This window comes from Pseudomonas sp. R4-34-07 (assembly GCF_003852375.1).
Taxonomy (GTDB): domain Bacteria; phylum Pseudomonadota; class Gammaproteobacteria; order Pseudomonadales; family Pseudomonadaceae; genus Aquipseudomonas.
The window spans coordinates 4,296,217-4,314,964 of the sequence record NZ_CP027760.1 but is presented as its reverse complement, the minus strand read 5'-3'; the positions used below and the strand labels follow the sequence as shown (position 1 = coordinate 4,314,964).

15 protein-coding genes are annotated in these 18,748 nt (G+C 60.8%); 6 read left to right on the top strand and 9 right to left on the bottom strand.

Going from position 1 to position 18,748, the window contains the following annotated elements; genetic code table 11:
- Positions 1 to 111 precede the first annotated feature (111 nt).
- Positions 112 to 2,499, top strand: a complete 2,388-nt coding sequence (locus C4J85_RS19800; protein WP_124410542.1) for a GGDEF domain-containing protein — start codon at positions 112 to 114, stop codon at positions 2,497 to 2,499.
- A 2-nt stretch (positions 2,500 to 2,501) separates the two neighbouring features.
- Here the strand turns inward: C4J85_RS19800 and dacB are convergent, their stop codons facing one another.
- On the bottom strand, positions 2,502 to 3,962 hold the full coding sequence (gene dacB / locus C4J85_RS19795) for a D-alanyl-D-alanine carboxypeptidase/D-alanyl-D-alanine-endopeptidase (protein WP_124410541.1): 1,461 nt from the start codon (positions 3,960 to 3,962) through the stop codon (positions 2,502 to 2,504).
- Between the two features lie 236 nt (positions 3,963 to 4,198).
- Here dacB and C4J85_RS19790 point away from each other — a divergent pair, with 236 nt between their 5' ends.
- On the top strand, positions 4,199 to 4,543 hold the full coding sequence (locus tag C4J85_RS19790) for a YggL family protein (RefSeq protein ID WP_124367947.1): 345 nt from the start codon (positions 4,199 to 4,201) through the stop codon (positions 4,541 to 4,543).
- A 36-nt stretch (positions 4,544 to 4,579) separates the two neighbouring features.
- Here the strand turns inward: C4J85_RS19790 and C4J85_RS19785 are convergent, their stop codons facing one another.
- A complete protein-coding gene (locus C4J85_RS19785) occupies positions 4,580 to 5,770 on the bottom strand; it encodes a benzoate/H(+) symporter BenE family transporter (RefSeq protein ID WP_124410540.1) in 1,191 nt (396 codons plus the stop codon).
- Positions 5,771 to 5,984: 214 nt separating this feature from the next.
- Here C4J85_RS19785 and C4J85_RS19780 point away from each other — a divergent pair, with 214 nt between their 5' ends.
- Complete coding sequence (locus C4J85_RS19780; RefSeq protein ID WP_124363916.1) at positions 5,985 to 6,749, top strand: GntR family transcriptional regulator; 765 nt, start codon at positions 5,985 to 5,987, stop codon at positions 6,747 to 6,749.
- A gap of 204 nt (positions 6,750 to 6,953) precedes the next feature.
- Here the strand turns inward: C4J85_RS19780 and C4J85_RS19775 are convergent, their stop codons facing one another.
- Positions 6,954 to 7,703, bottom strand: a complete 750-nt coding sequence (locus tag C4J85_RS19775) for a glucose 1-dehydrogenase (RefSeq protein WP_124407897.1) — start codon at positions 7,701 to 7,703, stop codon at positions 6,954 to 6,956.
- Positions 7,704 to 7,890: 187 nt separating this feature from the next.
- On the opposite strand from C4J85_RS19775, the gene C4J85_RS19770 reads away from it, so the two are divergent.
- Positions 7,891 to 8,784: an AraC family transcriptional regulator gene (locus tag C4J85_RS19770; RefSeq protein WP_124404948.1), complete on the top strand. Its 894-nt coding sequence runs from the start codon at positions 7,891 to 7,893 to the stop codon at positions 8,782 to 8,784.
- Between the two features lie 15 nt (positions 8,785 to 8,799).
- Here C4J85_RS19770 and C4J85_RS19765 read toward each other — a convergent pair whose 3' ends face one another.
- On the bottom strand, positions 8,800 to 9,777 hold the full coding sequence (locus C4J85_RS19765; RefSeq protein ID WP_124411215.1) for a trans-acting enoyl reductase family protein: 978 nt from the start codon (positions 9,775 to 9,777) through the stop codon (positions 8,800 to 8,802).
- Positions 9,778 to 9,807: 30 nt separating this feature from the next.
- On the bottom strand, positions 9,808 to 10,551 hold the full coding sequence (locus C4J85_RS19760) for an SDR family NAD(P)-dependent oxidoreductase (RefSeq protein ID WP_124410539.1): 744 nt from the start codon (positions 10,549 to 10,551) through the stop codon (positions 9,808 to 9,810).
- A gap of 138 nt (positions 10,552 to 10,689) precedes the next feature.
- Here C4J85_RS19760 and C4J85_RS19755 point away from each other — a divergent pair, with 138 nt between their 5' ends.
- On the top strand, positions 10,690 to 11,583 hold the full coding sequence (locus tag C4J85_RS19755; RefSeq protein WP_124410538.1) for an AraC family transcriptional regulator: 894 nt from the start codon (positions 10,690 to 10,692) through the stop codon (positions 11,581 to 11,583).
- A gap of 117 nt (positions 11,584 to 11,700) precedes the next feature.
- On the opposite strand, the gene guaD is transcribed toward C4J85_RS19755, so the two are convergent.
- The 4 genes from guaD to xdhA all read right to left on the bottom strand — a co-directional run bounded on the left by guaD (position 11,701) and on the right by xdhA (position 17,806).
- Complete coding sequence (gene guaD / locus C4J85_RS19750) at positions 11,701 to 13,005, bottom strand: guanine deaminase (RefSeq protein ID WP_124410537.1); 1,305 nt, start codon at positions 13,003 to 13,005, stop codon at positions 11,701 to 11,703.
- 7 nt (positions 13,006 to 13,012) lie between these two features.
- Complete coding sequence (gene xdhC / locus C4J85_RS19745; protein WP_124367944.1) at positions 13,013 to 13,855, bottom strand: xanthine dehydrogenase accessory protein XdhC; 843 nt, start codon at positions 13,853 to 13,855, stop codon at positions 13,013 to 13,015.
- Between the two features lie 119 nt (positions 13,856 to 13,974).
- Positions 13,975 to 16,365, bottom strand: coding sequence for a xanthine dehydrogenase molybdopterin binding subunit (gene xdhB, locus C4J85_RS19740; RefSeq protein WP_124410536.1), 2,391 nt, complete (start codon positions 16,363 to 16,365; stop codon positions 13,975 to 13,977).
- A complete protein-coding gene (gene xdhA, locus C4J85_RS19735; RefSeq protein WP_124407891.1) occupies positions 16,358 to 17,806 on the bottom strand; it encodes a xanthine dehydrogenase small subunit in 1,449 nt (482 codons plus the stop codon). The genes xdhB and xdhA overlap by 8 nt, the downstream gene beginning before the upstream one ends.
- Before the next feature lie 280 nt (positions 17,807 to 18,086).
- Between xdhA and C4J85_RS19730 the strand changes: the two genes are divergently transcribed.
- Positions 18,087 to 18,746 (top strand): GntR family transcriptional regulator, encoded by a 660-nt coding sequence (locus tag C4J85_RS19730; protein WP_124367941.1) that lies wholly within the window; start codon positions 18,087 to 18,089, stop codon positions 18,744 to 18,746.
- Positions 18,747 to 18,748 lie beyond the last annotated feature (2 nt).

The window sequence follows — 18,748 nt, the reverse complement described above, 5'->3', positions numbered from 1 at the left end:
CCACAGCAGGCGCCCGCCGTATTTACGCTGGTCAAACCCCCGACCGATGGCTATAACTTAACGTCCAGCCAAAGTGAAAAACCCCGCACGCTGGCGTTGTGAGTATCGCCTATGCCAATGCAAGCCGTACGCCCGAAGATCCTTGGCTTTATCAGTGAACAGGCATCGGCTTGGCTGGTGGCATTGGTGGTGCTGGCAATCGGTGGCGCGCTGACCCTGGTCATCGCGTGGGCCGCTGCCGACTTTAACCAGCAGCAGGTGCGCCAGCGCTTCCAGTTGCTGGTTAACGAGCGCTACAGCCGGATTCAGGAGCGCTTCGAAGACCAAGAGCTGCGCCTGGATAGCCTGCGCCGCTTCTTCGTCAATTCCAGCGAGGTATCGCGCAGCGAATTTGACGGCTTCGCCCAGCCTTTGTTGTTGCATGCGCGTGCCTATGCCTGGGCGCCGCGTGTGCCTCGGGATCAGCGCAGCCGGTTTGAACAGGACATCTCGCGCCAGCGCGGCGTACCTTTCAACATCCGTGAACTGAATTCGGCAGGTGAGTTGGCGCCCGCTGCCGAGCGCGATGAATACGTACCGGTGTTATACAGCCAGACCCAAAGTCTGTTGGGCTCGCCGTTGGGTTTCGATCTGCTGGCCCAACCCCTGCGGCGCGCCGTGCTGGAGCGCGCGCAAAAAAGCGGCAAGGCGGCGGTGTCCCAGCCCATGCAATTGGTGAGCGTGGAACCGGCCTATGCCGCAGGGGTACTGCTGCTGGCGCCGGTCAGCAAAACGGTCGATGCCCAGCCGGTTGGCTATGTCATGGCAGTGATCAGCATTCGCCAACTGGTGGCCGATGGGTTGCCCAAGGCAAACCGGGATAACCTGGTGATGCAGTTCGTCGACACCTCCGACACTGAGCAGCGTGTGCTGTATGCATCCAGCAATGTGCCGGGCGGCAGCGGCCTTGTCGCCGTCCGACGTCTTACCCTCGGTGACCACGTCTACGCGCTGAGCCTGCGTGCCAGTGAGGTATTCGACAAGGCCAACCATTCCTCGACCAACACCATACTGATCATGGGCGTGCTGCTGAGTGTGCTGCTCAGTGCCTTGCTTTATGTGTTGGTCAGCCAACGCCAGCGGGCGCTGACCCTGGTGGAGCAGCGTACCGCTCAGTTGCGCCTGCGTGAACAGGAACTGCGGGGCGCGCACGGTCAATTGCGCAGCGTGCTGAATGCGGCGACGCACGTTGCAATCATTGCCACGGACTTGCGCGGTGTCATCAACATGTTCAATGCCGGGGCCGAGCGGATGCTGGGGTTCAAGAGTGAGCACGTGGTGGGCCGCCTGACGTTGGAAAGTCTGCACCTGGCCGCCGAGCTCGAGACCCGCGCCACGCGCTTGAGTGTGGCGCTGGGCAAGCGTATCGCGCCGAGCCAGGCGATGCTGGTGGAAAGTCCCGACGGTCAACAGGATGCCCGCGAGTGGACGCTGGTGCGCGAGGACGGCAGCCCGTTGACCGTAAACATGCTGGTCACGGTGTTGCTGGATGACCATGGCCTATGGGTCGGGCATTTGGCGATTTACCTGGATGTCACTGAGCAGAAGCGCGCCTATGAAGCGTTGGCCGCGCGCGATCGCTTGCTGAAAAAGCTCAGTGCCCATGTGCCTGGCGGCATCTTCCAGTTCACCCTGGAGCCCCGCAACAGCTGGCGCTTCATTTACGCCAGCGAAGGCATGCGCGATATCTATGAGATCGAGCTTGGCGTGTTGCAGCAGGATGCGGGCAAGGTCCTGGAACGCATTCACCCCCTGGACCTTGAGCGGGTACGCGCGTCGATACGCTTGTCGGCGCTGCAACTGAGCCATTGGCGCGAAGAGTATCGCGTGCAGTTGCCCCAGCGCGGCCTGCGCTGGATTCGTGGCGAGGCCACGCCGGAGGAATTACCCGGCGGCGGTACGTTGTGGCACGGTTATGTGTCGGATATTTCTGACCTCAAGCGTGTGGAAGAAGAGTTGCGCACGCTGTCCATCACTGACTCCCTGACGGGCATCCACAATCGCCGCTATTTCCAGGACCGCATGAAAGCCGAACTGCTGCGCCACACCCGCACGGCGGGGGCGCTGTCGGTGATCATGCTGGATGTCGACCACTTCAAGCGGGTCAACGACCAGTACGGGCACGGCGCCGGGGACGGTGTGTTGCAGGAGCTGTGCAGGCGAATCAGCCAACGCTTGCGCCGCACCGACGTGTTCTGTCGGTTGGGTGGGGAAGAGTTCGTGGTGCTCTGCCCGCACACCGATGGTGCCCAGGCTTACCACTTGGCGACGCAATTGTGGCAGTCGTTGCGCAGCACGCCGATGGCGCCGGCGGGCATCGTCACCGCCAGCTTTGGGGTGGCCAGCTGGCGTGTCGATGAAGGCATTGACGGGTTGCTGCTGCGCGCGGACTCGGCGGTGTATACCGCCAAGCAGACGGGCAGGGACCGGGTGGAGCTCTGTGGCAGCGGCGTTGAATAGTGCTAGAGCACTGGCGCGGCTGCAACCGCCTTCGGCTGGCGATACAGGTCCAGCAGCACCTGGTCCAGCACCGACGACGCGCCCCACGGCTTGGAGTCGTTGAGAATCGCCACCACCGCCCAGGTGTTGCCGTTGTTGTCACGGCTGAACCCGGCGATGGCGCGCACGGTGTTCAAGGTTCCGGTCTTCACATGGGCTTCGCCGCGCATGGCGGTGGTCTTCAGGCGTTTACGCATGGTGCCGTCGGTGCCGGCAATCGGCAGCGAGCTGATGTACTCGGCGGCGTAGGGGCTTTTCCAGGCCGCTTGCAGCATGGCCGCCATTTCGCGGGCGCTGATCCGTTCGGCACGGGACAGGCCGGAACCGTTCTCCATCACCAGGTGTGGCGCGGTAATGCCTTTTTTCGCCAGCCATTGACGTACTACGCGTTGCGCGGCCTTGGCATCGTCGCCATCGGCATCGTTGCGAAACTGTGCGCCCAGGCTCAGGAACAGTTGCTGGGCCATGGTGTTGTTACTGTATTTATTGATGTCGCGGATGATTTCCGCCAGGTCCGGCGAGAATGCCCGGGCCAGGACCTTGGCATCCTTGGGCACTGGCGCCTGGATATCGCGACCCTGGATGGTGCCGCCCAATTCCTTCCAGATCGCACGCACGGCGCCGGCGGTGTAGGTGGCATGGTCGAGCAGCGACAGATAGGTCTGCGAACTGCAGCCGTCCGCCAACTGGCCACTGACGGTCACGGTCATACTGCCATCGGCGGCGGTCATCGGGCTGTAGCGCACGTCGCCAGTGCACTGTTTGGCGTTGGAGACTTTCACCTGGTTGTCGATGCGAATGCTCGCAATCGGCGGCTCGACCGACACGATCACCCGCCCGGCATCGTTGCGTGTCACGAAGCGTAGGGCTTTGAGGTTGACCAGCAGCGCATCGGGCTTGACCAGGAACGGCTTGTTCTCGTCGTTGCCGTCGTCATTGAACTCCGGCAATTGCGGCTGTTGGAAGAAGTTGCGGTCCAGCACCAGGTCGCCGGTGACCTGCTGTACGCCATTGGCGCGCAGGTCGCGCATCAACAGCCAGAGTTTTTCCATATTCAGCTTGGGATCGCCGCCGCCCTTGAGGTACAGGTTGCCGCGCAACACGCCGCCGCTGAGTACGCCGTCGGTGTAGAACTCGGTTTTCCACTGATGGTTGGGGCCGAGCATTTCCAGGGCCGCGTAGGTCGTCACCAGTTTCATGGTGGAGGCCGGGTTCACCGACACGTCGGCATTGAACACGGTCGGCGTACCAGGGCCGTTCAACGGCAGCATCACCAGGGACAACGCGGTATTTTGCAATTTTGCCTTCTGGAGGGCCTGGGCAACGCTGGGGGGCAGGGTGTTGTTGACGGGGGCGGCGGTGGCGCAAACGGCCAGTGGCAGGAGAACACCGGCGAGGAAAACAGAACGTAAAGATTTGATCATAAGAAATAAAACCCTACTGCTGAGAAGGGTGAAAAAGGCGAGGGGTATGGAAGAAAATCCCTCATTGGTCACGAAAGTGTCGGCATTATGCCCCAAGCCGAGCTTACGTGTAGCTGAACGATAGCGGGGAATCGGGGTTTTTTTATCGCTTAAGCGCCGCCCGTCCCAGAGAGTCGGGCAATTGCCGCCTTAAACTGCTAAAGTGCCGCCCGTTATTACTTATGAGGATTGTTCCAATGGCGACTAACCGTTCCCAGCGTCTGCGCAAAAAACTGTGCGTTGATGAATTTCAAGAGCTGGGTTTCGAACTGAACCTGGACTTCAAAGAAGGCCTGAGTGAAGAAGCTATCGACGCTTTCCTCGAAGCATTCATCAAAGAAGCCATGGAAGCCAACGGCCTGGGCTATGTCGGCGGCGATGACTACGGTCTGGTTTGCCTGCAGAAGCGCGGCTCGGTCTCCGAAGAGCAGCGTGCTGCTGTCGAAGCCTGGCTGAAAACCCGTTCCGAGCTGACCAAGGCTGACGTCAGCCCGTTGCTGGACGTGTGGTATCCGGAAAAGCCGATCAACGCGGCTAAGTGATACTGAAAAAACGGCGACCTGAGGGTCGCCGTTTTTTTATGCCTTGCGTCCGTTCAGGATCAGCAGCGTCAACACCCCCGCCACAATTCCCCAGAACGCCGAACCGATGGAAAACAGCGTCAAGCCTGACGCGGTGACCATGAAGGTAATCAGCGCCGCTTCCCGTTCCTTCGGCTCATTCATGGCGATGCTCAGGCCATTGATGATCGAGCCAAACAACGCCAGGGCCGCGATCGACAGCACCAGTTCCTTGGGCAACGCTGCGAACAATGCCGCCAAGGTGGCGCCGAACACCCCGGCAATCCCGTAGAACACCCCGCACCATACGGCGGCGGTGTAGCGCTTGTTGCGGTCTTCATGGGCGTGCGGCCCGGTGCAGATCGCCGCGCTGATCGCCGCCAGGTTGATGCCGTGGGAGCCAAAGGGCGCCAACACCAGTGAGGCGAGGCCGGTGGTGGTGATCAATGGCGAGGCCGGCACGCTGTAGCCGTCGGCGCGCAGCACGGCGATACCCGGCATGTTTTGCGAGGTCATCGCCACCACGAACAGCGGGATGCCGATACTGATGGTCGCCGCCAATGAGAAGTGCGGCGTGGTCCACACCGGTGCCGCGACTTCCAGGTGAAAGCCACTGAAATCCAGCAGCCCCATCAAGCCCGACAGCAGGGTGCCGATCACCAGCGCGGCCAGCACGGCATAACGCGGCGACAGACGCTTGATGATCAGGTAAGTGAAAAACATCCCCAGCACCAGGCCGGTGCGATGCTGCGCGGCGACGAAAATTTCGCTGCCGATCTTGAACAGAATCCCCGCCAGCAACGCCGCCGCCAGTGAGGCAGGGATGCGCTTGACCAGTTTCTCAAAGCTGCCGGTCAGCCCGCAGAGGGTCACCAGCACCGCGCAAGTGATGTAGGCGCCGATGGCCTCGCCGTAGGTGACCCCGCCCAGGCTGGTGATCAACAGTGCCGCGCCGGGGGTGGACCAGGCAATGGTGATCGGCGTGCGATAGCGCAGGGACAGGCCGATGCTGCACACCGCCATGCCGATGGAAAGCGCCCAGATCCACGACGAAATCTGCGCCGTGGTCAAACCGGCGGCCTGGCCGGCCTGGAACATCAGCACCAGCGAGCTGGTGTAGCCGGTCATCATGGCGATGAAGCCGGCGACGACGGCCGAAGTCGATGTGTCGGCCAGCGGGCGCAAGGGCGCTTGGGTGGCGTCGGTCATGGAAAGATGTTCCTTGTGCAAGAGAAGTTGCGGATTCAAGCCTAAACTCAAACGCAACGACTCATTGCAATACAGCCGACGCCGCAAACAGCCGTACAGTGTGTTGGCGCAGTGGGTTGTGTACAATGTGCCCTGTTTTCAGGTGATACTTGCCAGCGACCCGCTGTTGCCGTATTACCGTTAATTCGCCGCCGTTCTCCAAACCCGAGTGCCCATGAACGAACAGTTGCAACCTCTCAAGAAACAACCGCGAGCCGGCAAGGCCGGTCGCAGCGGAACCCAGGACGATATCGTGTATGCGCATATCTTCGAGGCGATCCTCGAACAACGCCTGGCACCCGGCACCAAATTGAGTGAAGAGGCACTGGGCGAAATCTTCGGCGTGAGCCGCACCATCATTCGCCGCGCCTTGTCGCGCCTGGCCCATGAAGGCGTGGTGCTGCTGCGGCCCAATCGTGGCGCGGTCGTCGCCAGCCCGAGCGTCGACGAGGCCCGCCAAGTGTTCATGGCGCGGCGCCTGGTGGAGCGGGCGATCACCGAGCTGGCGGTGCAGCACGCTACCGCTGAGCAACTGGCCCAGTTGCGCCAGATGGTCAACGACGAACGCGACAGTTTCTCCCGTGGCGACCGTGGCGCCGGCATCCGCCTCTCCGGTGAATTTCACTTGAAGCTGGCTGAAGCGGCGAAGAATGCGCCGCTGATCAGCTTCCAGCGTAGCCTGGTGTCCCAGACTTCCTTGATCATCGCCCAGTACGAAAGCGGCAACCGCTCGCACTGTTCCTACGATGAACATACCCAATTGATCGACGCGATCGAAGCTCGGGATGCGGTACTGGCGGTGGACTTGATGATGCATCACATGGACCACATCGACAGCAAGCTCAACCTCGATGAGGAGAGCGCGTCGGATGATCTGCATGCGGTGTTCTCGCATTTGCTGCAGACCAAGAAGCCAGGGCGCTCGTCTGTAAAGTTGTAAACCCAATCAAGGTGGAAGGGGACACGCCCTGGGGCTTGTCTCAAAAGACGCTTTAGCTAAGGTTACTCACACTGCTCACCAAGAGAGCCGTCACGACAGACCGCTATGAGCTTTATGTTCAACTGTGGGCGTTGATTGAAGCCATCGTTTCCCCCGTCTCAGAACGAAACGTGCTCGCTATATTCAAGCCTCTACCCACCGCAGTCAGTAGCCGACACCACGAACACCGCCAGAAGCGCGGATAGATTCGCCGGTCACCCAGTGCGAGTCCTCGGACGCCAGGAACACCGCGAGCGGCGCGATATCTTCCGGCTCTCCGAAGCGACCCAACGGCGTCCCTGCAAGAATTTTTTCACCAAGTGCACCGGCAAAATGACCATCGGTGGCGGGAGTATTGGTATGGCCCGGGAGGATCGAGTTGACTCTGATGCTTCGTGGTCCCAGCTCCCTGGCCAATGCAAAGGTAAGGGTATCAACCGCCCCCTTGGTCGCAGAGTACACGCTTGAAGCCAGGTAGGGATCGGTGCTGAGGATCGAGCTGATATTGATGATGCTGCCCTTGGGGCCCATGAGTTTGACGGCTTCACGCACGGCAAGCAGGTAGCCCAGCACGTTCAGGTTGAATTGCTTGTGAAAGGCATCTTCGGTCAAATCATCGATCATCTGGAACACTGCCACACCGGCGTTATTGACCAGGACATCCAACGTACCGAACTTGGTTCGCACGGTTTCGAACAGACGGACGACATCGCATGCTTGGCTCATGTCTGCTTGTACGGCGAAGGCTGAGCCGCCTTGCTCGATGATCTGTCCAACTACCGCATCGGCATCGTCCTTGCTGGAAGCGTAGTTGACGACAACCGTAGCGCCCTGTGCACCCAGCGCTCTGGCAATACCTGCCCCTATGCCTTTGGAAGCCCCTGTGACAACCGCTATTTTTCCTTCGAGTTTCATGACATGACCTTTTTGGGTGGAATGGATGAAGCTTCGTCGCCGCAGGGTGATGGACTGCACGCAACGAACGGTGTGTCATCAGTATCCAGGCACTAAAGGCCGTTGCGTTTGCCGGTTATTCGCACGTCCTTGCCTATTCTTCTCAACTGGCTTGCCATGCCTTCGAAGAGGGTTCACGGTAGGCTGCATGGAAAAGCCAATCGCAGAACTGTGCCGCATCGTGATGCGTGCACAAGACAAATGGACCGAAACCGGTCTACCCCGCGTGGCCATGGTCCGCGCCGAGGCGTGTGCAGACCAGGTGTATCAGCCAATGCTTCATTTAGTGCTCCAAGGCACTAAAACGCTTTCGATTGGGGAAGATGTTTCTCGGTACACAGCCGGTAGTTATTTTTTAGTACCTGTCGACGTACCAGCGACTGGCCAGATTCACGCGAATGCAGTAGCGCAGCCCTATCTCGCGGTGAGCCTGACTTTGGATCCTGAGGTGATCGCAACGTTGCTGATGGACGAGGGCAAGGCGCCAAGGGCACCACAAAAAACCTGTTTCGAAGGAGTACTTGCGCCCGCTGAAATGATTGATGCCTGGCTACGCATGATGCGGCTTATGGATCGTCTGCATGAAGCAGCGGTGCTGGCGCCGATGATCGAACGCGAGATCCTGTTCCGCGTGTTGCAAGGGCCGCTAGGCGGCATTCTTCGCGACGTTGCCCGGCCTGACGGACGGATGACGCAGATCCGTCGTGTCACCCAGTGGATTCGCGAGCATTACACCGAGCCGTTTCGCATCGAGCCACTGGCGCTCATGTCGGGTATGAGCGTCGCCGCCTTTTATCGGCACTTCAAATCCGTGACAGCCATGACGCCGATTCAATACCAGAAGCGCCTGCGCCTGCTCAGGGCTCGTTGGTTGCTGCTGTTCGATACGCTGGACGCGACGTCCATTGCCTATACAGTGGGCTATGAAAGCGCCTCGCAATTCAATCGAGAGTACGCGCGGCTGTTTGGCCTGCCACCGGCGCGGGACGCTGCGCGATTCCGGTCACCAGCCCCCGCCAGAGCGCGCATGGCGGTCTCTTGAGCGGGAGCTCCACCGTTAGAAGTCAGTGACCACTGTCCCGGCAATGCTTTGTGCAAATGCATCGCCAAAGACCTCGGCCGGTGTCGTAAAACCCGGTAACCGCTCACCGTTCAATACCCGGCGCGCAGCTTCCACCGCTGCCAACGGCGTATAGGTATAGCCGTTCACGGTTTCGATCACAGACCTTGCGGTCGTTCCATCGGCCCCCGTGACTTCAACCACTGCGCGCGCCCGATGCGCATCCCGCTCCTCTGCCGTGGGGCCGTCAGGCAATAGCGACAGGTCGCCCTCCGGAAATGCATCGCCCGCGATATTTACGAACATTGCAATATTAGGGATGCCAGTCGAATGCCAACCGGTGACCAAATCGCCGAAAGACAGCGGTACGCAGGGAACCTGTCCCTGACCGAAGTCAAAGTACCGCGGCCTGGCATCAGGGGCGGCGACCAGTTCGCCGTCGACCCTGGCCAGTAGGCCTGCACCAATGATCTCGCTGACGCTCATGGCCGACCCTCGTGAGATCGAGCCTGGAACCTGAAGCGCGATGCTCAGCGTAAGCGGCTTTTCCACGCGCTTGGCAACCTGCACTGCCAGCGAATCAGAAGGAACGACGTCCCATCCAACGCCCGGCAACAGCATGACCTTATTCGCAGCGGCTTCAACGCCTAGACTTTCAGCCAGCCGGTAGACGTTAATCTCGGCGGTAATGTCTAGATAATCGACCCCGGCGTTGATGCACGCGCGCATCAACGGCTCTGCCGTTTGCGCGAATGGCCCGGCAAAGTTAAGTAATACCGAGATGCCGGAAAGATCGCTTTTGATAACCGCACCGGTATCGAATACCCGATAGGGTACGTTCAGTTGCGCAGCCAGAGTGGCCAAACGCTGCGGACTGCGTCCGGCGATTTCAAAATTCAGGCCGAGCGCTGCTGCCCGCTCCGCCGCCATCCGACCCGTATAGCCCGTGGCGCCGTAGATCAGAAGTGTGCTCAATGGATCCAGCATGATCTAGCCCTCGCGAATTCAGATGTTATAGCCGCCGGCGACTTCGATGGTCTGGGCATTGATCCAGCCGCCATCCTCGGACAGCAGCATGGCAATGACCCGCGCGACATCTTCCGGCTCGCCAACCCTGCCGAGTGCCGTTTGCGCCGCGAGAATCGCTTCGAATTCATCGTTCAAGCCCCCACCCAGCTCGGTACGGATGGCTCCCGGTGACACGGCATTTACCCTTATGCGTTGCTCGCCAAACTCTTTGGCCATATAGCGCGTGAGCACTTCAAGCCCGCCCTTGAACGCCGCGTACGGTGCAATGCCTGCGGTGGCTACACGAGTAGTTGCACTGGTCAAATTAACGATGCTGGCGCCTTCGGCCAACAGCGGCAGCAAGGCCTGAGTGAGGAAAAACGGGCCTTTGAGATGCACATTGAACAGGCCATCGAATTGCGCCTCGCTGACGGTGGCCAATGGGTTGAACAGGCCATAGCCGGCGTTGTTGACCAGGCCACTTAATCCCGTGGCATTCCACGTCTTGCGCAGGGCTATCACCACTGTTTCACGAAATGCCTCGAAACTGCCCACATCCGAGACATCAAGCTTGAGCGCTACGGCTTTCCCACCTGCTCGCTCGATGCGCTCCACAACCGAAGCCGCCGCCTCGGGGTTGGCGTTATAGGTCAAGATGACGCCCATGCCTTTTTTAGCAATATGCTCGGCGGCACTGGCACCAATTCCTCGGCTACCGCCTGTGATCACGATGACGCTCATGTCCGTTTCCTCTATGTCTTGAATGTGCCTCCACAGTAGTGATCACCGCTCCTCGGTTCGTATTCGTTCCTACTCCAAACCTGCCTGTTTCTGCTTTTTACTTGCAGGGTGAGTCGTTCTTCCTTCAGCATGCCAGCGATGAATAACCCATTGAACGAACTCAGATCATTAGCAACCGGCGCTGAAAACCGCCGAACTGAAACAGGCATTCCGCGCGTGGCCATGGTGCAAGGCAAGATTCCTGAGCACCTGCTTGCTGCGGTTTATGACCCGATGATCAATGTGATTCTACAAGGCAGCAAGAGCATGACTGTTGGAGATCGGACGCTGCGATACGACCCAGCGACCTACTTCGTCATGTCCATCGATTTGCCAGCGGTGGGGTTGGTGCACCCGGCGGCCACGGGTGAGCCCTATCTGGCTGTCAGCCTGACGCTGGATCCGGCAGTCCTGTCGACATTGTTCGCTGACTTGCCCAAACCTGCTACGCGCATCGACAACCGTCCTGGCTTTTCAGTTGCCTCTGTCACACCTGACTTGATGGACGCATGGGTGCGGATGCTGCGCCTGATGGGCGACCCTGATGCCATCGCAGCCCTGGCCCCGGCCTATGAACGCGAGATCATCTTCCGCGTCCTTCAGGGACCTCACGGCTGGATGCTCAGGGAAATCGCAGCGCCCGATACCGCCATGGCGCGAGTAAACCTAGCGATACAGTGGATCCGTCGTGACTTTGCCGAGACCCTCAGGGTGGAACGTTTGGCGGAACGGGCGTCGATGAGCGTCTCGGCATTTCATCGCCACTTCAAGGCGGTGACCAATCTGAGCCCGTTGCAGTACCAGAAACGCGTGCGCCTGCTTCATGCGCGAACGCTGATGGTGGCAGGCGCCAAAAGTGTCATGGCTGCGGCCTTCGAGGTTGGCTACGAAAGCGCAACGCAATTCAGTCGAGATTATGCACGGCTGTTCGGATTACCTCCTGCACGAGACGCAGGAAGGATCCTTGGGGACACGAGAGACGTCAGACGCTAGTCGGTTAGCGCAACCAACGGAAAGCAACTATTGCTCAACCTACGATGACACCCTGTCGCGTAGGCGCTCTCTAGCCTCGCAAGCCCCTCCCACATTGGTTTTGTGTTGCGGCGGGAATCAGCGCTGGTGCACCAGTTGCCCGGCTGCGTAGGTCTGCAACACCGTCCGATCATCCCCAAGGGTCATCAGCACGAACAACGTTTCGGCAATGGTATTGGCCTGCTTCAGGCGATAGCTCAGCAGTGGCGTGGCGTTGTAGTCCAGTACCAGGAAGTCCGCATCCGTCCCCGGCTGCAACGTGCCGATCTTGTCTTCCAGGCGCAGCGCGCGCGCACCGCCCAGGGTGGCCAGGTACAGCGACTTGAATGGGCTCAACCGCGCACCCTGCAACTGCATGACCTTGTAGGCTTCATTCAAGGTTTGCAGCAGCGAGAAACTGGTGCCGCCGCCCACGTCGGTGCCCAGGCCCACATTCAATTTGTGCTTCTCGGCCATCGGCAGGTTGAACAGGCCACTGCCGAGGAACAGGTTCGAGGTCGGGCAGAACGCCACGGCCGAGCCGGTTTCTGCCAGCCGCGCGCATTCGTCGTCGCACAGGTGCACGCCATGGGCAAACACCGAGCGTTCGCCGAGCAGTTTGTAGTGGTCGTACACGTCCAGATAGCCGTTGCGCTCTGGAAACAACGCCTTCACCCACTCGACTTCCTGCTTGTTCTCACTGATGTGGGTCTGCATATACAGGTCCGGATACTCCCCCAGCAGTTGCCCGGCCAACGCCAGTTGCTCCGGCGTGCTGGTGGGGGCGAAACGTGGCGTGACCGCATAATGCAGGCGGCCCTTGCCGTGCCAGCGTTCGATCAGTGCCTTGCTTTCCTGGTAGCCGGATTCCGGCGTGTCGGTCAGATAATCCGGCGCGTTGCGGTCCATCATCACTTTGCCGGCGATCATGCGCAGGTCGAGTTTTTCGGCAGCTTCGAAGAACGCGTTCACCGATTGCGGGTGCACGCTGCCGAACACCAGCGCGGTGGTGGTGCCGTTGCGCAGCAGTTCCTTGATGAAAATATCCGCCACTTCGTCAGCGTGCGCCTTGTCGGCGAACTGGCTTTCACACGGGAAGGTGTAGGTGTTGAGCCAGTCCAGCAACTGCTCGCCATAGGCGCCGACCATACCGGTCTGCGGCAGGTGAATATGGGTGTCGATCAGGCCGGGGGTGATCAGCGCATCCTGATAGTGCGTGACGTCGATATCGGCGGGCAGGGTCGGCAGCAGGTCGCTGGCGTGGCCAAGCGCGCTGATCCGGCCGTTGTCGATCACAAGCAGGCCGTCTTCGAAATATTCATAGGACGCGTCGATGCCAACCTCGGCGGGGTCGGCGATGCTGTGCAGGATGGCGGCACGGTAGGCTTTGCGGGTCAAAGGCATGCTGATCTCAATTCTTGGCTTGGCTGCGGCGTGACACCGGCAGCAATTTGGCGATGGGCTCGGCGCTGGCGGTGTGCTGGCCGAAATGGGCGTTGTAGGTGGCGATGATTTCGCCGGCGATGGAAATGGCGATCTCTACCGGCAATTTGCCCTTCACCTCGCTGAGGCCCATCGGGCAGCGCAGGCGTTGCAGGTGCGCGGTGTCGAAGCCGCGATCGCGCAGGCGATGTTCGAACTTGACCCGTTTGGTTTTGGAGCCGATCAGGCCGAAGTAGGCAAAGTCATTGCGCTTGAGCAGGGCGGCGGTCAGCTCCAGGTCCAGTGCGTGGTTGTGGGTCATGACGATGCAGTAACTGCCCGCCGGCAAGTCGGCGATTTCGTCGACCGGCTCTTCGCTGACGATTTTACGCACGCCCTGGGGGATGTGTGACGGAAACTCCTGCTCGCGCGAATCGATCCAGCGCACCCGGCACGGCAGGCTCGCCAGCAACGGCACCAGCGCACGCCCCACATGGCCGGCGCCAAACACCGCGATCTGCGCCTGCACCTGGCCCATGGGTTCGAACAGCAGCACCGTCACGCCGCCGCAGCACTGGCCCAGGCTCGCGCCGAGGCTGAAACGCTCCAGGTGAGTGTTCTGCTGGCCACGGGCAAGCATGTCGCGGGCGATGTGCGTCGCCTTGTATTCCAGGTGCCCGCCGCCGATGGTGTCGAAGGTGTGGGCGGCGCTGATCACCATCTTCGAGCCGGCGTTGCGCGGCGTGGAGCCAAGCTCTTCGATGATGGTGACGAGCACGCAGGGTTCGCCTTGGTTCTGCAGGTCGGCGAGGGCGCTGATCCAGTTGTTCATGGTCACCTCAGTTAGATCGTTCCCACGCTCCGCGTGGGCATGCATACCGTGACGCTCTGCGTCACAAGAGCGGACGCAGAGCGTCCAGGCCGACATTCCCACGCAGAGCGTGGGAACGATCAAGCCAGCTCGGTTGCAGCTTGAGTGGCGTTTGTTTGCAACCGCCGCATCTGCTCGCAGCCCCACAACACCCGCTCCGGCGTGGCCGGCGCATCGATCCTGGGTTGATGCCGATAGTCACCCAGGCTCGCCACTGCATCCTTGATCGCGCACCACGAGGCAATCCCGAGCATGAACGGCGGTTCACCCACGGCCTTGGAATGGAACACCGTGTCCTCCGGGTTCTTGCGGTTTTCCACCAGCTTGACCCGCAGGTCCAGCGGCATGTCCGCCACGGCCGGGATCTTGTAGCTGGCCGGGCCGTTCGTCATCAGCTTGCCTTTGTTGTTCCACACCAGCTCCTCCATGGTCAGCCAGCCCATGCCCTGGATAAACCCGCCTTCCACCTGGCCGATGTCGATGGCCGGGTTCAGCGAGGCGCCCACGTCATGCAGGATGTCGGTGCGCAGCATCTTGTATTCGCCGGTCAGGGTGTCGACGATCACTTCGCAGCACGCCGCGCCAAAGGCGAAGTAGTAAAACGGCCGTCCGCGTGACTGGCTGCGGTCGTAGAAGATCTTCGGGGTTTTGTAGAAGCCAGTGCTCGACAGCGAGACCTGGGCAAAATACGCCTGCTGGATCAGCGCCTCGAAGCTCAGGATCTGTTCACGCACGCGCACATGACCGTTGCGAAATTCCACGTCCGCCTCGCTGACGTCGTACTTGCGCGCGGCAAATTCCACCAGGCGCTGCTTGATGGTTTCGGCGGCATTCTGCGCGGCCTTGCCGTTCAGGTCAGCGCCGCTGGAGGCCGCCGTCGGCGAGGTGTTGGGCACCTTGTCGGTGTTGGTGGCGGTGATCTGCACGCGGTCGATATCCACCTGGAACACTTCGGCCACCACCTGGGCGACCTTGGTATTCAGGCCCTGGCCCATTTCGGTACCGCCATGGTTGAGGTGGATGCTGCCGTCGGTGTAGATGTGGATCAGCGCGCCGGCCTGGTTGAGGAAGCTGGCGGTAAACGAAATGCCGAATTTGACCGGGGTCAGCGCCAGGCCTTTTTTCAGGATCGGGCTGTGGGCGTTGTACAGGCGGACCGCTTCGCGGCGCTCGGCATATTGGCTGCTGACCTCAAGCTCGGCGGTCATTTCTTCGAGCATGTTGTGCTCGACGGTCTGGTAGTAGTGGGTGACGTTGCGCTCGGTCTTGCCATAGTAGTTGGCCTTGCGCACGGCCAGCGGGTCCAGCGCCAGATGGCGGGCAACGGCATCCATCACTTCCTCGATGGCGACCATGCCTTGCGGGCCGCCGAAGCCGCGATAGGCGGTGTTGGACGCGGTGTTGGTCTTGCAGCGATGGCCGTTCACCGTCGCGTCGCCCAGGTAATAGGCGTTATCGGCATGAAACATCGCGCGGTCGACAATCGAGTTGGACAAGTCCGGCGAACAGCCGCAGTTGCCGGCCAGGTCCAGGTTGATGCCGTGCAAACGGCCGGCGTCGTCGAAGCCCACGTCGTATTCGATGTAGAAGGGGTGGCGCTTGCCGGTCATCAGCATGTCTTCGACCCGCGGCAGGCGCATCTTGGTCGGCTGGCCGGTGAGGCGCGCCACCACCGCGCACAGGCAGGCGGGGCTGGCGGCCTGGGTTTCCTTGCCGCCGAAGCCACCGCCCATGCGGCGCATGTCGACGACGATCTTGTTCATCGACACGTCGAGCACTTCGGCGACAAGCTTCTGCACTTCGGTGGGGTTCTGCGTGGAGCAGTAGACAATCATCCCGCCGTCTTCGGTGGGCATCACCGAGGAAATCTGGGTCTCCAGGTAGAAATGTTCCTGGCCGCCGATGTGCAGCGTGCCCTGGATGCGGTGTTGAGCCATTGCCAAAGCGCCGGCCGAATCACCGCGTTGGTGGGTGTGGCTGTCGAGCACGAAGTGTTTGTTGCGAAACGCCTCGACCACATCCAGTACCGGCTCCAGGTCTTGGTATTCGATCACCGCCGCCATGGCCGCTTTGCGGGCGGTCTCAAGATCACGGGCGGCCACGGCCAGTACTACCTGGCCGACGAACTGCACGGTGTCGATGGCCAGCAGTGGATCGCCGGGCATCAGCGGGCCGATGTCTTTCAGGCCCGGTACGTCTTCGTGGGTGATCACGATACGCACACCGTCGAAGGCGTAGCAGGGCGCGGTGTCGATGCTGAGGATTTTCGCGTGGGCGCGATCGGACATGCGCGCATACAGGTGCAACTGGTTGGGAAACTCGAGGCGGTCGTCGATGTACTGCGCCTCACCGCTGACATGCTTGGCGGCGCTGTCATGCTTGACGCTGCGGCCGACGCCCGAGGTGAGGTCGCGGGCGAACAGTTCGGCCAGCTCGGCCTGGGTTTTTTCCACGGCGTGATGGTTAGACATAAGCGGTCACCCGAGTCTCGATGTGCGGCGTTTGCAGTTCGATGAAGTATTTGCGCAATAGGTTCTGCGCGCTGAGCAGGCGGTATTCCTTGCTGGCGCGGAAGTCCGAGAGCGGGGTGAAATCCTCGGCCAGGGCGGCGCAGGCTTTCTCCACGGTGGCGGCGTTCCAGGTGGCGCCCGTCAGCTGCGTCTCGCAGTGCCTGGCGCGCTTGGGGGTGGCGGCCATGCCGCCGAAGGCGACGCGGGCCTCGCTGACCACACCGTTGTCGAGCTTGAGGTTGAAGGCGGCGCACACGGCAGAAATATCATCGTCCAGGCGCTTGGAAACCTTGTACGCGCGAAACAGTGAGTGGCCCTTGGGCACGATGATTTTCTCGATGAATTCGCTGTCCTGGCGGGCGGTCACGCGGTAGTCGATGAAGTAGTCCTCCAGCGCCAGGGTGCGCCGGGTATTGCCCTTGCACAGCACAATCTGTGCGCCAAGGGCGATCAGCAACGGCGGCGAATCGCCAATCGGCGAGGCGTTGCCGATATTGCCGCCGAGGGTGCCCTGGTTGCGGATCTGCAGCGAGGCGAAGCGATGCAGCAATTCGCCGAAGTCGGGGTATTCGTGGTGCAGCGCGGCGTAGCAGTCGGAGAGGGCGGTGGCGGCGCCGATTTCCAGGCGGTCGTCGAAGGATTCGATGCGCTTCATTTCTTCGATATTGCCGACGTAGATCATCACCGGCAGGGTGCGATGGAACTGGGTGACTTCCAGCGCCAGGTCGGTGCCGCCGGCCAACAGGCGGGCTTGCGGATAAGCGTCGTAGAGGTCGGCCAGGTCGGCGACGGTCAACGGCACCAGGCAGCGTTTGTCGCCACTGTTGAGTTCACCGGTTTGCGTCGGCGCAATGGCCTTGAGCTGCGCGATGGTCTGGGCGGCGCGGCTGTCGAACTGGTCCTGAGGCTTGTTGCAGCAGGCCTGTGCGGCGGCGGCCAGAATCGGGCGATAACCGGTGCAGCGGCACAGATTGCCGGCGAGGGCTTCGTGGGCTCTCTGGCTGTCGGGGGCGTCGCTGTTCTTTTGCAGGGCAAACAACGACATCACGAAACCCGGGGTGCAGAAGCCGCACTGTGAACCGTGGCACTCGACCATCGCCTGCTGCACGCTGTGCAGTTGGCCCTGGTGCTTGAGGTCTTCGACACTGATCAGTTGCTTGCCGTGCAGCGACGAGACAAAGGTCAGGCACGAATTGAGGCTGCGATAACGAATCTGCTCGACGCCTTGATCGTTGCGGTGCAACTCACCGACCACCACGGTGCACGCACCACAGTCGCCGCTGGCGCAGCCTTCCTTGGTGCCGGATTTGCCCACATGCTCACGCAAATAGTTGAGCACGGTCAGGTTGGGGTCCAGGGCGTGCTCGCTACGGAGTTCCTGGTTAAGTAAAAACTGGATCACGGAAGGCCTCGCAGATTCATTATTGTTGTTAACCGCTTTGCGCCGAATCTAGTCATGTCTGACTTTTCGGTCAATGATTTTCTGACCTAAGGGTCAAGAAACTGCGGTCACAACCTATCCAATTATGGTTCAGTCTTCTGGAACCGGTGTTTTCAGGGGCTTGTGGCTTTCCAGGCTTGCGTGTTTCATGCCAAATTCGCCACCGTGGGCGTAGCGCCATCAGCGGGCCAATGCGCTACACTGCCGCGCTTGTACCGATAGCAGATTTTGAAGGGAAAACATGACGTTCAAGGCGCCGGACAGTCTCGCCGAGCAAATCGCTCACCACCTCGCCGAACGTATCATTCGCGGCGATCTCAAGCCTGGGGAGCGGATCCAGGAACAGAAAGTCACGCTGGCGCTGAATGTCAGCCGTGGTTCCGTGCGCGAAGCCCTGCTGATCCTCGAGCGCCGGCACTTGATCGCGATCCTGCCGCGCCGTGGCGCCCACGTCACTGAACTCAGCGCACACAAAGTGCAGAGCCTGTGTACGTTGATGGGCGAGATGTACATCCTGCTCGGCAATGCGGTTGCCGAAGGCTGGCAGACCCAGGCCGACATGGCGCCCTTCCTGCAAATCCAGCAGCGCCTGATGGCCAGCTATGAGCGCCAGGACATCCGCGCCTTCGTCGAAGAAAGCTTCAATGTGATGCGCGCCGCGTACCCCTTCGCCAACAACCCGTATCTGCAGGAAACCGTCGAGAACCTGCAGCCGGCGATGAACCGTGCCTATTATTTGGCCCTGGAGCAGCGCAAGGCGGAAATGAGCGAGTACCTGACGCTGTTCGAACAGCTGCTCGCTGCCGTACTGGCCCGTGACCTGGCGCAGATCCGCCTGGTGTTGTCGGCTTACTGCCAGCGCAGCAGCTCGCTGGTGATCGCAGCGTTGGCGGACGCCTAAGC

Excerpts from the sequence above, each read along its gene's own strand:
- C4J85_RS19800 (WP_124410542.1), top strand. The coding sequence starts at position 112 with ATGCCAATGCAAGCCGTACGCCCGAAGATCCTTGGCTTTATCAGTGAA.
- dacB (WP_124410541.1), bottom strand. The coding sequence starts at position 3,962 with ATGATCAAATCTTTACGTTCTGTTTTCCTCGCCGGTGTTCTCCTGCCA.
- C4J85_RS19790 (WP_124367947.1), top strand. The coding sequence starts at position 4,199 with ATGGCGACTAACCGTTCCCAGCGTCTGCGCAAAAAACTGTGCGTTGAT.
- C4J85_RS19785 (WP_124410540.1), bottom strand. The coding sequence starts at position 5,770 with ATGACCGACGCCACCCAAGCGCCCTTGCGCCCGCTGGCCGACACATCG.
- C4J85_RS19780 (WP_124363916.1), top strand. The coding sequence starts at position 5,985 with ATGAACGAACAGTTGCAACCTCTCAAGAAACAACCGCGAGCCGGCAAG.
- C4J85_RS19775 (WP_124407897.1), bottom strand. The coding sequence starts at position 7,703 with ATGAAACTCGAAGGAAAAATAGCGGTTGTCACAGGGGCTTCCAAAGGC.
- C4J85_RS19770 (WP_124404948.1), top strand. The coding sequence starts at position 7,891 with ATGGAAAAGCCAATCGCAGAACTGTGCCGCATCGTGATGCGTGCACAA.
- C4J85_RS19760 (WP_124410539.1), bottom strand. The coding sequence starts at position 10,551 with ATGAGCGTCATCGTGATCACAGGCGGTAGCCGAGGAATTGGTGCCAGT.
- C4J85_RS19755 (WP_124410538.1), top strand. The coding sequence starts at position 10,690 with ATGAATAACCCATTGAACGAACTCAGATCATTAGCAACCGGCGCTGAA.
- guaD (WP_124410537.1), bottom strand. The coding sequence starts at position 13,005 with ATGCCTTTGACCCGCAAAGCCTACCGTGCCGCCATCCTGCACAGCATC.
- xdhC (WP_124367944.1), bottom strand. The coding sequence starts at position 13,855 with ATGAACAACTGGATCAGCGCCCTCGCCGACCTGCAGAACCAAGGCGAA.
- xdhB (WP_124410536.1), bottom strand. The coding sequence starts at position 16,365 with ATGTCTAACCATCACGCCGTGGAAAAAACCCAGGCCGAGCTGGCCGAA.
- C4J85_RS19730 (WP_124367941.1), top strand. The coding sequence starts at position 18,087 with ATGACGTTCAAGGCGCCGGACAGTCTCGCCGAGCAAATCGCTCACCAC.